Source organism: Isoptericola variabilis 225, from assembly GCF_000215105.1.
Taxonomy (GTDB): Bacteria; Actinomycetota; Actinomycetes; order Actinomycetales; family Cellulomonadaceae; genus Isoptericola; species Isoptericola variabilis_A.
This window is the reverse complement of record NC_015588.1, coordinates 785,944-799,170: the sequence shown is the minus strand read 5'-3', so window position 1 is coordinate 799,170 and position 13,227 is coordinate 785,944. Positions and strand designations below refer to the sequence as shown.

The 13,227-nt window shown below is 75.8% G+C and carries 13 protein-coding genes; 8 read left to right on the top strand and 5 right to left on the bottom strand.

The features are described from left to right. The first annotated feature begins 220 nt into the window (after positions 1–220). The 4 genes from ISOVA_RS03775 to ISOVA_RS03760 are packed head-to-tail and all read left to right on the top strand — an operon-like array spanning position 221 to position 4,906. Positions 221–1,966 carry a nitrite/sulfite reductase gene (locus ISOVA_RS03775; RefSeq protein WP_013837929.1) on the top strand — a complete coding sequence of 582 codons (1,746 nt, stop codon included), beginning with the start codon at positions 221–223 and terminating at the stop codon, positions 1,964–1,966. Beyond that, on the top strand, positions 1,963–2,850 hold the full coding sequence (locus ISOVA_RS03770) for a phosphoadenylyl-sulfate reductase (RefSeq protein WP_013837928.1): 888 nt from the start codon (positions 1,963–1,965) through the stop codon (positions 2,848–2,850). The genes ISOVA_RS03775 and ISOVA_RS03770 overlap by 4 nt, the downstream gene beginning before the upstream one ends. Continuing rightward, entirely contained in the window at positions 2,847–4,136 is a 1,290-nt protein-coding gene (gene cobA, locus ISOVA_RS03765) for a uroporphyrinogen-III C-methyltransferase (RefSeq protein WP_013837927.1), read from the top strand. The genes ISOVA_RS03770 and cobA overlap by 4 nt, the downstream gene beginning before the upstream one ends. 56 nt (positions 4,137–4,192) lie before the next feature. Then, complete coding sequence (locus ISOVA_RS03760; RefSeq protein WP_013837926.1) at positions 4,193–4,906, top strand: sirohydrochlorin chelatase; 714 nt, start codon at positions 4,193–4,195, stop codon at positions 4,904–4,906. Between the two features lie 61 nt (positions 4,907–4,967). Here the strand turns inward: ISOVA_RS03760 and ISOVA_RS03755 are convergent, their stop codons facing one another. Both ISOVA_RS03755 and ISOVA_RS03750 read right to left on the bottom strand, forming a co-directional pair. Then, complete coding sequence (locus ISOVA_RS03755) at positions 4,968–5,582, bottom strand: LuxR C-terminal-related transcriptional regulator (protein ID WP_233275988.1); 615 nt, start codon at positions 5,580–5,582, stop codon at positions 4,968–4,970. Between the two features lie 50 nt (positions 5,583–5,632). Beyond that, positions 5,633–6,958 (bottom strand): ATP-binding protein, encoded by a 1,326-nt coding sequence (locus tag ISOVA_RS03750; protein ID WP_013837924.1) that lies wholly within the window; start codon positions 6,956–6,958, stop codon positions 5,633–5,635. A 137-nt stretch (positions 6,959–7,095) separates the two neighbouring features. On the opposite strand from ISOVA_RS03750, the gene ISOVA_RS03745 reads away from it, so the two are divergent. The 3 genes from ISOVA_RS03745 (at position 7,096) to ISOVA_RS03735 (ending at position 10,249) form a co-directional block, all read left to right on the top strand. Further along, the gene (locus ISOVA_RS03745) at positions 7,096–8,433 is read left to right on the top strand and encodes a PspC domain-containing protein (protein ID WP_013837923.1); all 1,338 of its coding nucleotides are present in this window, start codon (positions 7,096–7,098) and stop codon (positions 8,431–8,433) included. Continuing rightward, the gene (locus ISOVA_RS03740; RefSeq protein WP_013837922.1) at positions 8,430–8,753 is read left to right on the top strand and encodes a hypothetical protein; all 324 of its coding nucleotides are present in this window, start codon (positions 8,430–8,432) and stop codon (positions 8,751–8,753) included. Before ISOVA_RS03745 ends, ISOVA_RS03740 begins: the two co-directional genes overlap by 4 nt. 326 nt (positions 8,754–9,079) lie before the next feature. Beyond that, positions 9,080–10,249, top strand: a complete 1,170-nt coding sequence (locus tag ISOVA_RS03735; RefSeq protein ID WP_013837921.1) for a glycosyltransferase family 4 protein — start codon at positions 9,080–9,082, stop codon at positions 10,247–10,249. On the opposite strand, the gene ISOVA_RS03730 is transcribed toward ISOVA_RS03735, so the two are convergent. Beyond that, positions 10,152–10,751, bottom strand: a complete 600-nt coding sequence (locus ISOVA_RS03730) for a TetR/AcrR family transcriptional regulator (protein WP_261376314.1) — start codon at positions 10,749–10,751, stop codon at positions 10,152–10,154. The two genes, ISOVA_RS03735 and ISOVA_RS03730, sit on opposite strands and share 98 nt — an antisense overlap. Here ISOVA_RS03730 and ISOVA_RS03725 point away from each other — a divergent pair. After that, entirely contained in the window at positions 10,668–11,120 is a 453-nt protein-coding gene (locus tag ISOVA_RS03725; RefSeq protein WP_324605891.1) for a DUF6463 family protein, read from the top strand. The genes ISOVA_RS03730 and ISOVA_RS03725 overlap by 84 nt on opposite strands. A gap of 44 nt (positions 11,121–11,164) precedes the next feature. Here ISOVA_RS03725 and guaA read toward each other — a convergent pair whose 3' ends face one another. Next, positions 11,165–12,763 carry a glutamine-hydrolyzing GMP synthase gene (gene guaA, locus ISOVA_RS03720; protein ID WP_013837918.1) on the bottom strand — a complete coding sequence of 533 codons (1,599 nt, stop codon included), beginning with the start codon at positions 12,761–12,763 and terminating at the stop codon, positions 11,165–11,167. A gap of 57 nt (positions 12,764–12,820) precedes the next feature. Continuing rightward, positions 12,821–13,225 carry a DUF3817 domain-containing protein gene (locus ISOVA_RS03715; RefSeq protein ID WP_013837917.1) on the bottom strand — a complete coding sequence of 135 codons (405 nt, stop codon included), beginning with the start codon at positions 13,223–13,225 and terminating at the stop codon, positions 12,821–12,823. Positions 13,226–13,227: the final 2 nt, after the last annotated feature.

Genomic DNA, 13,227 nt, shown 5'->3' with positions numbered 1-13,227 from the left:
CACCGCCTCCTCGTGACCCGTCACGGGATGCCGGGGTGCGCCCGCACGTGCACGTGCATGTGCAGCTGTCTGTGCTGCTGTCGCTGACCGCGCCCCCTCAGCCCCCACCGCTCCGGCGGAACTGAGCACCGGCGCGCGCCGTCGGTCCTCGGCCCACCCCCGTCGAGCCGTTCGTCGTCGCGCGTCCCGCCCTCCCGAGGACCCCGAGGAACTCCCCCTGATGACGACGCAGACCACCGCACCGGCGCCGACCGGCACCGCCGAGCGCCCCGCCCGACCCGAGCGCCCCGTCCGCCCGCCGCGCGCCGCGCGCCCCAACGGCCAGTGGAAGGTCGACGGCACCACGCCGCTCAACCACAACGAGGAGTTCAAGCAGGAGTCGGACCCGCTCGCGGTCCGCGAGCGCATCGAGCAGGTCTACGCCCGCGAGGGCTTCGACTCGATCCCGGGCGACGACCTCCACGGGCGCTTCCGCTGGTGGGGCCTGTACACGCAGCGCAAGCCGGGGATCGACGGCGGCCGCACCGCCACGCTCGAGCCGCACGAGCTCGAGGACCGCTACTTCATGCTCCGGGTCCGGATCGACGGCGGTGCGCTCACGACCGACCAGCTGCGCGTGATCGCGGGCATCAGCACCGAGTTCGGGCGCGGCACCGCCGACATCACCGACCGCCAGAACATCCAGCTCCACTGGGTCGAGGTCGAGAGCGTGCCCGAGATCTGGCGCCGGCTCGAGGCGGTCGGCCTGTCGACCACCGAGGCCTGCGGCGACGTCCCGCGCGTCATCCTCGGCTCGCCGGTCGCCGGCGTGGCCAAGGACGAGCTCATCGACCCGACGCCGGTCATCGAGACGATCCAGCGCAGGTACATCGGCGACCCGTCGCTGGCGAACCTGCCCCGCAAGTTCAAGTCCGCGATCACGGGCCACCCGAGCCTCGACGTCGTGCACGAGATCAACGACGTCGCGTTCGTGCCGGTCGTGCACCCCGAGCTGGGCGTCGGCTACGACCTGTGGGTCGGCGGCGGCCTGTCGACCGCCCCGCGGCTCGCCGAGCGCCTCGGCGTCTTCGTCACGCAGGAGCAGGTGCCGGACGTGTGGCACGGCGTCGTGCAGATCTTCCGCGACTACGGCTACCGCCGGCTGCGCAACAAGGCCCGCCTGAAGTTCCTCCTCGCCGACTGGGGCGTCGAGAGGTTCCGCGAGGTGCTCGAGTCCGAGTACCTCGGCCACCCGCTGCCCGACGGGCCGCCCGCGCCGCTGCCGGACACGCCGGGCGACCACGTGGGCGTGCACGAGCAGAAGGACGGCCGGTTCTACGTGGGCGTCGCGCCCGCGGTCGGGCGCGTGTCGGGCGAGATCCTCGCGAAGGTCGCCGACCTGGCCGAGGAGCACGGCTCGCACCGTGTGCGGCTCACGCCGTACCAGAAGCTGCTCGTGCTCGACGTCGAGGCCGAGAAGGTCGAGTCGCTCGTCGCGGGCCTCGACGCGCTGGGCCTGCAGGCCCGCCCGAGCCTGTTCCGCCGCAACACGATCGCGTGCACGGGCATCGAGTTCTGCAAGCTCGCGATCGTCGAGACCAAGGCGACCGCGACATCGGCGATCGCCTCGCTCGAGGAGCGGCTCGGCGACCTGACGAACCTCACGCCGATCACGCTCAACGTCAACGGCTGCCCCAACTCGTGCGCCCGCATCCAGACCGCGGACATCGGACTCAAGGGTCAGATCGTCATGGACGACGACGGCAACCAGGTCCCCGGGTTCCAGGTCCACCTCGGCGGCGGGCTGGTCTCGGCCGACCGCGGCGACGAGGGCGGCCTCGGCCGCACGGTCCGCGGCCTCAAGGTCACCGCGGACGAGCTGCCCGACTACGTCGAGCGGGTCGTGCGGCGGTTCGACGCCGAGCGCACCGACGGCGAGTCGTTCGCGCACTGGGCGCACCGGACCGACGAGGAGGCCCTGCGATGACCGCCGTGTCCGTGTCCCTCGGGGTCGGCCCGAACGGGGGCGCCTCCTCGCCGTCCGCCCCTGCCTCGCCGCTCGCGGCCGCCGCCGCGGAGGCCCGCGAGCGGGCCGCGGCCCGCGAGCGTGCCCGCGAGGAGCGCCGCGCCCGACTCGCGGGCGTGAACCGGCGCCGTCGGTCCGACACCGAGCTGTGGGAGATCGCGCGCCGCGGCCAGGAGGAGCTCGGCGGCTCGGGCCCCGGCTCGCCCGACGAGGCGACGGCCGAGGAGGTCATCGCCTGGGCGGTGCGCGAGTTCGGCGACGGGCTCGCCGTCGCGTCCTCCATGACCGACTCCGTGCTCTCGTACCTCGTCAGCCGGCAGCTCCCGTGGGTCGACGTGCTGTTCGGCGACACCGGCTACCACTTCGCCGAGACGCTCGGGACGCGCGCCGCCGTCGAGCACGAGCTCGACGTCACCGTCGTCGACGTCCGGCCGCTCCTCACGGTCGCCCAGCAGGACGCCGTGCACGGGCCCGACCTGTTCGAGCGCGACGCCGAGGCGTGCTGCCGCATGCGCAAGGTCGAGCCGATGCGTCAGGTCCTCGCCGGGTACGAGGCGTGGGCCACGGGCCTGCGCCGCGGCGACTCGGTGACGCGGCGCGAGGCGCCCCTGGTCACGTGGGACTCGTCGAACAACCTCGTCAAGATCAACCCCATCGCGGCGTGGAGCGACGACGACCTCGTCTCGTTCGCGCTGCGGCACCGGCTGGTCGTCAACCCGCTGCTCAACGACGGCTACCCGTCGATCGGGTGCGAGCCCTGCACGCGCCGCGTCGCGCCGGGCGAGGACCCGCGCGCCGGCCGCTGGGCCGGGCTCGACAAGGTCGAGTGCGGGCTGCACGTATGACCGACGAGACCTACCCGCTCGGCATGCGCCTGGCCGGGCGGCTGGTCGTCGTCGTGGGCGGCGGTCCGGTCGCGCTGCGCCGCGTGCGGGGGCTGCTCGACGCCGGGGCGCGCGTGCGCCTCGTCGCGCCCGACGTCGTGCCGGAGCTGGCGGAGCTGGTCGAGCGCTCCGGGGCCGGCGCCGTCGAGCACCTCCGGCGCCCGTACGCGTCCGGGGACCTCGACGGCGCGTGGCTCGCGCACACCGCGACCGGCGACCTCGCGGTCGACGAGGCCGTGGCGGCCGACGCCGAGGCCGCGCGGGTCTTCTGCGTGACCGCGGGCGACGCCGGCCTGGCCACCGCGTGGGTCCCCGCGGTCGCGCGGACCCCGGTCGAGCCGGGGGCGGAGGTCACCGTGGCCGTGACGGCGGGGCGCGACCCGCGGCGCGCCCAGCGCGTGCGCGACGCGGTCGCCGGCGCGCTCGAGTCCGGCGTCCTGCCGCTGCGCCGCGTCCGGCCCGCGCCGGAGCCGCCCGACGGCGGGACGCGGGTCGGGCGGGTCGCGCTCGTCGGCGGCGGCCCCGGTGACCCGGGCCTGATCACGACGCGCGGGCGGCGGCTGCTCGCCCGCGCCGACGTCGTGGTCGTCGACCGCCTCGCCCCGCGCGCGCTGCTCGACGACCTCGCCGACGACGTCGAGGTGATCGACGTCGGCAAGACGTCCGGCAACCACCCCGTGCCGCAGGAGCGGATCTCGGCGTTGCTCGTCGAGCACGCGCTCGCCGGCCGCGACGTCGTGCGGCTCAAGGGCGGCGACCCGTACGTGTTCGGCCGCGGCGGCGAGGAGCTCGAGGCGTGCCGCGCGCACGGCATCGAGGTCGAGGTCGTGCCGGGCGTGACCTCGGCCGTGTCCGTGCCGGCCGCCGTCGGCATCCCGGTCACGCACCGCGGCGTCGCGCGCGGGTTCAGCGTGCTCACGGGGCACGACGACGTCGGGCAGGTCCCGGCCGGGCCCGACCACACGCTCGTGCTGCTCATGGGCGTCACGCGGCTCGCCGCGACGGCCGAGGCGCTCGTCGCGGCCGGGCGAGCGCCGTCGACACCGGCCGCGGTCGTCGAGGACGGGTACGGACCGCGGCAGCGCGTGACCGTCGGCACGCTCGCGGACATCGCCGCCCGCGCCGCGGCGGCGGGGGTGCAGCCGCCCGCGGTGACGGTCGTGGGCGACGTCGTGACGCTGTGCCCGGCGTGGGCGGCTCGCACCGGGGCTCACACGGACGCGGGCACGGCTGTGAGCGACGCGTGACACCGGTTCACGCGCCCGCAACCGCGCCGACCGACGCCGGCCGTAGCGTGGACGCCATGGACCGGCCCACGCTCCTCGCGATCTCGCACGGCACCGCCTCGCCCACCGGGGCCAGCGCGGTCGCCGCGCTCGTCGACGCCGTCGCCGCCCGCCTCGTCGGCGAGGCCCCGGTGCGGGCGGGCTTCGTCGACGTGCAGCAGCCCGACGTGCCGACGTGCCTGGCCGGGCTGCGCTCGGGCGCGGTCGTCGTCGTGCCGCTGCTGCTCTCGGCCGGGTACCACGTGCACGTCGACCTGCGCGCAGACGTCGACGCGGCCCTCGCCGACGGTGCCGACGTCACGCTCGGCGGCGCGCTCGGGCCCGACGACCGGCTCGTCGACGTGCTCGTGCGTCGCCTCGACGAGGCCGGCGGGCTGGAGGACGGCGACGTCGTCGTGCTCGCGGCCGCCGGGTCGAGCGACGCCCGTGCGGTCGCGGACTGCGAGGCCACGGGCGAGCGGCTCGCCGCGCGGATCGGCCGGCCCGTGCGCGTCGGGTACATCGCCAACGCCGCGCCGCAGCTGCCCGACGTCGTCGCCACGGCGCGCGCGGAGAACCCCGGTTCGCGCGTCGTCGTCGCGTCGTACCTGCTCGCACCCGGCTTCTTCGCCGACCTCGCCGTCAAGGCCGGCGGCGACGTCACGACCCGCCCGCTGCTCGTCGCCGACGCAGACGCGCCCGGCGAGCTGGTCGACGTCGTCGTCGACCGCTACCGCGCGGCCGCGACGTAGCGCCCGGGTGGCGAACGGGCCGGGAGGCTACCGAGGAGCTACGTCGTCGTGCCGCACCCGCTCAGAGAAGACGCCGGGCCGCGGCCCAGCGGGTGAGCTCGTACCGGCTCGAGAGCTGCAGCTTGCGCAGCACGGCGGACACGTGGGTCTCGACCGTCTTGATGGAGATGAACAGCTCGCTCGCGACCTCGCGGTAGGAGTAGCCGCGCGCGATGAGCCGCATGACCTCCTGCTCGCGGCGCGAGAGGCGGTCGAGCTCGTCGTCGGCGACCGCGACGTCGCCCGCCGCGGTGCCGAACGCGTCGAGCACGAAGCCCGCGAGCCGCGGCGAGAACACCGCGTCGCCGCCCGCGACGCGCACGACGGCGCTCGACAGGTCCGGCGCCGAGATGTTCTTCGTGACGTACCCGCGAGCGCCCGCGCGGATGACGGCCACGACGTCCTCCGCGGCGTCGGACACCGACAGCGCGAGGAAGCGCGTGGTGCCGAGGACGTCGGCGCACCGCCGCACGACCTCGGCACCGCCGCCTCCGTCGCCGCCCGGCAGGTGCACGTCGAGCAGGACGACGGGCGGCGTGTGCTCGTGCACGACGGCGACCGCCTCGTCGACGTCGGCGGCCTCGCCCACGACGGTGACGCGCTCGTCGAGCGAGGCGCGCACGCCGGTGCGGAACATGTGGTGGTCGTCGACGAGCACCACGGGCACGGGCAGGGTCGGCGTCGGGGTCACGTGCGGGCTCCTTCGTCGTGGTCGCTGGTCTGCGGGGCCGCGGCCGGCTCGTCCTCGGGCTCGGGCGGCGTGTCGGGCGCGGGCTCGGCGTCGCGCGGCATGCGCAGCCGGACCTCGGTGCCCCAGCCGGGGCGGCTCGTGACCTCGGCGGTGCCGCCGCGGCGGCGCATGCGCCCGAGGATCGACTCGCGCACGCCGAACCGGTCGGGCGCGATGTCCTCCATGCGGAAGCCGTCGCCGCGGTCGCGGACGAAGACCTCCGCGGCGCCGTCGGTCACCTCCATGTACACGGTCACGGGCGGGCGTCCGTGCACGACGGCGTTGACGAGCGCCTCGCGGGTGGCCTGCAGCAGGGCCGTGGTCGCCTCGGTGGGCACGCAGTCGCCCACGACGACGACGTCGACCGCGGCGGCGCGGCCGTCCTCGACCTCGCCGACGAGCGCGCGCAGCTCCGCGGCGAGCGACGTGCCGGGGGCCGTGCGGTCGTCGTAGAGCCACTCGCGCAGCTCGCGCTCCTGCGCTCGTGCCATGCGCGCGACCTCGTCCGCGTCGGCGGCACGCGTGCGGATGAGCGCGAGCGTCTGGAGCACCGAGTCGTGCAGGTGCGCTGCGATGTCGGCGCGCTCGGCCTCGCGCGCCCGGGCCGCGCGCTCGTCGCCGAGCTCCCGGACCATGCGCAGCCACCAGGGCGCGAGCACGAGCGCGACGCCGGCCAGGACGGCGAGCGACGCGACGGCGACCTGCACCATGACGCGTGCCGAGGTGCCCTGGGCGAGCAGCAGCAGGACGCCGGCCATGACGAGCACGAGGCCGCCCGTGAGCCGCAGCAGCACGGCCGAGCCGCGCGAGCCGCGTCCCATGCCGGCCCACCGGCCGCGCTGCGCGGCGTCGAGCTGGCTCCACGCGAGCGCGAAGCCGCCGAGCGCGATGAGCACGGGAAGCACCCAGGTCTGCGGGTCCCAGCCGGCGCGCACCGCGACCAGCAGCGCCGCCCCGGCGAGCAGCGCCCCGCCGACGACGATGTCGCGCGTCTGCATCCGGGACACCGACCCGCTGAGCCGCAGCCGCGGCGCGAGGCGCTGGAACGCGGCCGGCCCGGCGTCGGCGGCCGCCTGGCGCGGGTCGCCCGTCGGCACGGTGACCCACCAGAAGACGTACGCCGCGGCACCGGCACCGCCCGCGAGCGTGAGGAACGCCAGGACGCCCCGGACCGCCGCGACGGGCACGCCGAGGTGGGCGGCGAGGCCCGCGGCGACGCCGCCGAGCCAGCGGCCCTGGGTGGGCCGGCGCAGCGGCAGGCGCGCGGGGCGGTCGGTGGTCACCCCCCGATCGTGGCACGTCGGGGGCGCCTCCGGGGCACGTCGGCCGGGATCTCAGGGTGCGCCGGACCGGGGTTTCAGGGTCCGCTCAGGGCAGCACCCGATGTCCCCGGGACGCCCCCGACGAGCAGCATGGAGCCATGAGCACAGACGACACGTCCCGACCGGGTGCCGCCGGTCACGAGCCCGGGAGCGCCCCACCCGTCGGCGGGGTCCCGCCGGCCGCGGGCACGCAGCCTCCCCGCACCGGCTTCTTCGACTCGATCCGCCGCGTCGGCGTCCAGCGCTCCGAGGACCGCTGGGTCGGCGGCGTCGCGGGCGGCGTGGCCGAGCGCTTCGGCGTCGACCCGCTGCTCGTGCGCGGGCTGCTGATCCTCAGCTTCTTCCTCACGGGCGCCGGCTTCGTCGTCTACGCCCTGGCGTGGGCGCTGCTGCCCGAGCGGACCGACGGACGGATCCACCTCCAGGAGGCCACGCGCGGGCAGTTCGACGTCGCGCTGCTGGGCGCCGCGCTGACCCTCGTCGTCGGCTTCGCCTGGAGCGACGGGCCGTGGTCGTGGTGGGGCGGCTTCTTCAGCTGGGTCGAGGCCCTGCTGTGGATCGCCGTGTGGGTCGGCGTGGTCGTGCTGATCGTCAAGCTCGTGCGCGACCGGCGCGCCCGCACGACGACGGTGCCCCCGCCGGCGCCGTTCACGCCCGCACCGCCCGCACCGTACGCGACGGCCGCCGTGCCTCCGGCCGCCCCGGTCCCGCCGACCGCCCCGCTGCCGCCCCCGCCTCCCCCGCGCCCGCGGGTCCCGGGCGCCGGCGCCGGCACCGTCGGCGTCGTCACGGGCCTCGCGCTCCTCGCGGGTGCGCTGCTGCTCATCGCCGAGCGCGTCGGCGACCTCGACCTGCCGTTCTGGGGCGCCGCGTGGCTCGGCGCCGCGATCGCCGTCGTCGGCGCGGGGATCGTCGTCTCCGGCCTGCGCGGCCGGCGCGGCGGTGGCCTCACGGCGCTCGCGATCGTCGGCATCCTCGTCGGCCTCGCGCTGTGGCCCATCGCGGGCTACGGAGGCCCGGCGCCCGTGTGGCAGGCGCCCGAGGACGCGTCCGTCGTCTCGGGCGGGACCGTGGTGCTCGACACCGCCGACAAGGCGGCCTCGGGCGTGCACGTCCAGTTCGGCGACGTGACCGTCGACCTCACCGACCTCGACCTGTCCGAGGTGACGCCGGGCGAGCCGGTCGTCGTCCCGGTGTCGATGGCCGCGGGCGCGACGCGGATCGTCGTCCCGGCCGACGCCGCCGTCGAGGCGCAGGTCCGCATGCTCGCGGGCAACGTCACCTGGCGGGTCGACGGCGACTACCGCACGGCCGCCGGCGTCACGACGGCCGCGACCACCTTCACGAGCGCCGAGGTCGACGAGCTCGGCGGCGCGCAGCTGCTGCTCGAGGTCGACGGCAGCGCCGGCGACATCACGATCAGGGAGAACCGATGAGCGACGAGAAGACGACCCAGCCGCTGCACGTGACCGACGACAACCGGTCGTTCGACGAGGCCCGGCGCGACGAGCCGTCCGTCGCGACGCCCCCCGAGCGCGAGGCCCGGCCGCTCGTGCGGACCGGTCCTCGCACGGGCACGGTCGTGTGGGGCTTCCTCGTGATGGCGGTCGGCGTCGGGGTCCTCGCGCAGGCCGCGGGGGCGCGCATCGACGTCGAGCTCGCCGCGATCGTCCTGCTCGGCGTCGCGGGCGCGCTGCTCGTGCTGGGCTCGGTCGTCAGCGGGGTGCGTCGTCGCCGGGACGAGACCCGGGCGTAGACCTCCCGTGCTCGGGGCGGGGCGGCTCGACGTGCGGCTCCTCCCCGAGCGGCGGCTGGCCCGGCGGCGGCGCGTACGGGAGCGGCGCCGTCCGGTCCGGCGTCGTGACCTCGACCTGCGGTCCGCCCGCCAGGGCGCGCAGCACGCCCCGACGAGCACGAGGACCAGACCGAGCAGGGCGACCAGCCCGCACGCGACCAGCGCGGCCGCCCCGGCGAGGAGCAGCAGGATGCCGACGAGGATCACGACCAGCCCGGTGCCCCGGGCGAGCGACGCGGCACCACGAACCCCCAGGTCCCGGGCATGCCCCGTGGGAGGATGACCCGGTGCGCATCACCCACGTGACCGACTCGTACCTGCCGCTCCTGGGCGGGATCGAGACGCAGGTCGCCCGGCTCGCCGGCAGGCAGGCCGCCGCGGGCCACGACGTCGAGGTGATCACCACGACCCCGGGCCCCCAGGGGCGTGGCGTGAGCACGGAGCGCGGCGACGACGGCGTCACGGTGCACCGCGTGGCGGCACGCGTCCCGGGCGGCTTCCCGGTCCACCCCCGCTCGACCCACCACGTCGTCGCCCGGCTGCGCGCGGCCGACGCCGCGGGCCGCCGGCCCGACGTCGTGCACCTGCACATGGGCGTCCTCGCGCCGACGGCGCAGCTCGCGCTGCGGCCCGTGACGCGGCTCGGGCTCCCCGCCGTCATGACGGTCCACAGCGTCTGGGGCCGGTGGGAGCACGTGCTGGGCGCGCTCGACCGGCTCGTGCGCTGGTCCCGGTGGCCCGTGCAGTGGTCGGCGGTGAGCGAGCTGACCGCCGCTCCCCTGCGCCGCGTCCTGCGTGCGTCGGGGCTCGACGACGCCGCGGCGGACGCGCGCGTGTCGGTGCTGGGCAACGGCATCGACGTCGAGCGGTGGCGCCTGCACCGCACCGAGCGCGGCGAGCGCGCGGAGGGCGGCGAGGTGCACGTCGTCTCCGCGACCCGCTTCGCCCCGCGCAAGCGCGTGCTGCCCCTCCTCGAGGCGGTCGCCGAGGCCGCGCGCCGCGCGCCGGGCGGGCTCGTCGCGACGATCGGCGGCGACGGCCCCCAGCTCGCCGAGGCCCGGCGGTTCGTGCGTGAGCGCGGCCTGTCCGACGTCGTGCGGCTGCCCGGGCGTCTCACCCCCGTCGAGCTGCAGCGGCTCTACATGCGCGCCGACGTCTTCGTCGCGCCCGCGGTGCAGGACGCGTTCGGCATCGCCGCGCTCGAGGCCCAGGCGGCCGGGCTCGCCGTCGTGAGCCGGTCGCAGTCGGGCGTCGCCGAACGGCTCGTCGACGGGCGGGACGCGCTCCTGGTGGACGACGACGCCGCGATGGCCGACGCGCTCGTCCGGCTCGTCGAGGACCCCGCCCTGCTCGACCGCATCATCGCGCACAACCGCGCGGCGGAGCTGCCGCTGTCGTGGCCGCGCGTGCTGGCCGACGCCGAGGAGGCGTACCGCCGGGCGGCGGCGCTCGTCTAGCGAGGTCGTGCCTCGAGCGACCCGCGAGCCGGTCCCACAGGCGCACCTGGTCCCGCACGAGCACCTGGGGCACGACGTGGCTCGCCCCCACGACGACGAGGTAGATCGTCGTGGCGACGTCGTCGGCGAGGTCTGCGTCCTGGGTGACGAGCCGGCACTGCTCCCGGAGGTACTCGAGGCGCCGGCGGTCGACCCGCTCGAGGTGCTCGCGGGCCACCGGGTCCCGGGAGGCCCACACCCGGACCTGCGGCTCGAGGGTGTCGTGCGCCTCGTCCGCCGCGACGGCCTCGGCGAGCGCCCACAACCGCTCCGCGCCGCCCGTCAGGGGCAGCGCCTCGACCGCGGCGACGAACGCGCGCGTCTCGCGCTCCTCGAAGTGCTCGAGCAACGCCGTCCGGAACCCGGCCATGCCCTTGAAGTGGTGGTAGAAGGAGCCCTTGCTCAGCCCCAGCCGCTCGCAGAGCGCCTCGATCGTCACGCCGCCGATCCCGGAGGAGGCCAGCAGGTCGTCAGGTGCTCAGGGTTCTGGACCGTGGTCCTCGCCGCGGTCCACGTGGCTGCGACACCGGTGTTCTACCCGGAGTCGGTGCGCAGCATCCTCGACGCGAGGGTGCTCGGCGCGGTCGACTCCGACCCCGCCCAGGCGACCCTGCGCGGAGTGGCGTTCTGGTACGTCACCGTCGGGCTCGTCCTCGGCCTCGTCGGGTCCTCCGTCATGGCGGCCGAGCGACGGGGCGACGGGGCGCCGCGCGGGTTCGCCACGCTGATGGCGGCGACGGGCCTGTGGGGCGTCGTGCTCAGCGCCGTCTCGGGCTTCTGGTTCTCCTTCCCCATCGCGTGGCTGGCGCGGCGCAGCTCACGACGGCGGTGACGGAAGGGCGGCGGGGTGCGCGTGCACCCCGCCGCCCTCCCGGCTCACTCCCACTCGATGGTGCCGGGCGGCTTGCTCGTCACGTCGAGGACCACGCGGTTGACCTCCGCGACCTCGTTGGTGATGCGGGTCGAGATGACCGACAGGACGTCGTACGGCAGGCGGGTCCAGTCCGCCGTCATGGCGTCCTCGGACGACACGGGGCGCAGCACGATCGGGTGGCCGTAGGTGCGGCCGTCGCCCTGGACGCCGACCGAGCGCACGTCGGCGAGCAGCACGACGGGGCACTGCCAGATGTCGCGGTCCAGGCCCGCCCGGGTGAGCTCCTCGCGCGCGATGGCGTCGGCCTTGCGCAGGATCTCCAGGCGCTCGCCGGTGACCTCGCCGACGATGCGGATGCCCAGGCCGGGGCCGGGGAACGGCTGGCGCCACACGATCGCCTCGGGGACGCCGAGCTCGAGGCCGACCGCGCGCACCTCGTCCTTGAACAGCGTGCGCAGCGGCTCGACGAGCTCGAACTGCAGGTCGTCGGGCAGGCCGCCCACGTTGTGGTGCGACTTGATGTTGGCCGCGCCCTCGCCGCCGCCGGACTCGACGACGTCGGGGTAGAGCGTGCCCTGGACGAGGAACTTGACCTCCTCGCCGTGCGCGCCGGCGTCGGCCACGATGTCGCGTGCGGCGTCCTCGAAGACGCGGATGAACTCGCGGCCGATGATCTTGCGCTTGGTCTCCGGGTCGCTGTGGCCGGCGAGCGCGTCGAGGAACCTCTTGCGCTCGTCGCGCACGACGAGGTTGACGCCGGTCGCGGCGACGAAGTCGCGCTCGACCTGCTCGGCCTCACCCTCGCGCAGCAGCCCGTGGTCGACGAAGACGCAGGTCAGCTGGTCGCCGACCGCCTTCTGGACGAGCGCGGCCGCGACCGAGGAGTCGACGCCGCCGGACAGGCCGCAGATCACGCGCGCGTCGCCGACCTGCTTGCGGATCGCCTCGACCTGGTCGGCGATGACGTTGCCGGGGGTCCAGTCGGGCGCGAGGCCCGCGCCCTCGTAGAGGAAGTGCTCGAGCACCGTCTGGCCGTGCGCGGAGTGCTTGACCTCGGGGTGCCACTGCACGCCGAAGAGGCGGCGGCCGCGGTCCTCGAAGGCCGCGACGGGCGAGCCGGCGGACGTCGCGAGCACCTCGAAGCCCTCGGGCGCGGCGTGCACGGCGTCGCCGTGGCTCATCCACGTGGTCTGGTGGTCGGGGGTGCCGGCGAGCAGCACGCCGGCCGAGCACACCTCGACCTCGGTGCCGCCGTACTCGCGCAGGCCGGTCTGGGCGACCTCACCGCCGAGCGCCTTGGCCATGGCCTGGAAGCCGTAGCAGATGCCGAGGACCGGCACGCCGGCGTCGAACAGGGCCGGGTCGACGAACGGGGCGCCCGTGGCGTAGACGGACGCCGGGCCGCCGGACAGGATGATCGCGGCCGGGTCCTTGGCGAGCATCTGCTCGACCGTGAACGTGTGCGGGACGATCTCCGAGTAGACCTTGGCCTCGCGGACGCGGCGCGCGATGAGCTGCGCGTACTGCGCGCCGAAGTCGACGACGAGGACCGGGCGGGGCGTCGTGGTGGATGCGGAACGAGCGGTGGCGGGCGACGTCACCGTGCCAGTCTATTCGCGGCCCGACGCCGGTCCGTCCAGCGGGCCGGCGCCCGGGCGTCAGGCCTCGACCGCGTACCGCTCCGCGAGCGCGGTGAGCTTGGCGTCGGCCTCGGCGTGCACCTTCTTCTCCAGCACGAACGACATGACCGGCACGACGCCCGCGAGCACCATCGTCACCAGGCGGCCGAAGCCCCAACGCATCTTGGCCCACAGGTCGAGCACCGTGACCAGGTACACGACGTAGATCCACCCGTGCGCGAAGGGCACCCACCCCATGTAGTCGACGACGGCGTCGACCGGCACGACGTACTTGAAGAACATCTCGACGCACAGCACGAGCAGCATCACGCCCGTGACGATCGCCAGCACGCGGTAGCGCGCCAGGGCGCCGCGGGCCTTGCGGATGGCGGCCGCGGCCTGGTCGGACGTCGGTGCGGGGACGGGCTGCTGCGGGGAGGTCACCC

Excerpts from the sequence above, each read along its gene's own strand:
- ISOVA_RS03775 (WP_013837929.1), top strand. The coding sequence starts at position 221 with ATGACGACGCAGACCACCGCACCGGCGCCGACCGGCACCGCCGAGCGC.
- ISOVA_RS03760 (WP_013837926.1), top strand. The coding sequence starts at position 4,193 with ATGGACCGGCCCACGCTCCTCGCGATCTCGCACGGCACCGCCTCGCCC.
- ISOVA_RS03755 (WP_233275988.1), bottom strand. The coding sequence starts at position 5,582 with ATGTTCCGCACCGGCGTGCGCGCCTCGCTCGACGAGCGCGTCACCGTC.
- ISOVA_RS03740 (WP_013837922.1), top strand. The coding sequence starts at position 8,430 with ATGAGCGACGAGAAGACGACCCAGCCGCTGCACGTGACCGACGACAAC.
- cobA (WP_013837927.1), top strand. The coding sequence starts at position 2,847 with ATGACCGACGAGACCTACCCGCTCGGCATGCGCCTGGCCGGGCGGCTG.
- ISOVA_RS03770 (WP_013837928.1), top strand. The coding sequence starts at position 1,963 with ATGACCGCCGTGTCCGTGTCCCTCGGGGTCGGCCCGAACGGGGGCGCC.
- ISOVA_RS03745 (WP_013837923.1), top strand. The coding sequence starts at position 7,096 with ATGAGCACAGACGACACGTCCCGACCGGGTGCCGCCGGTCACGAGCCC.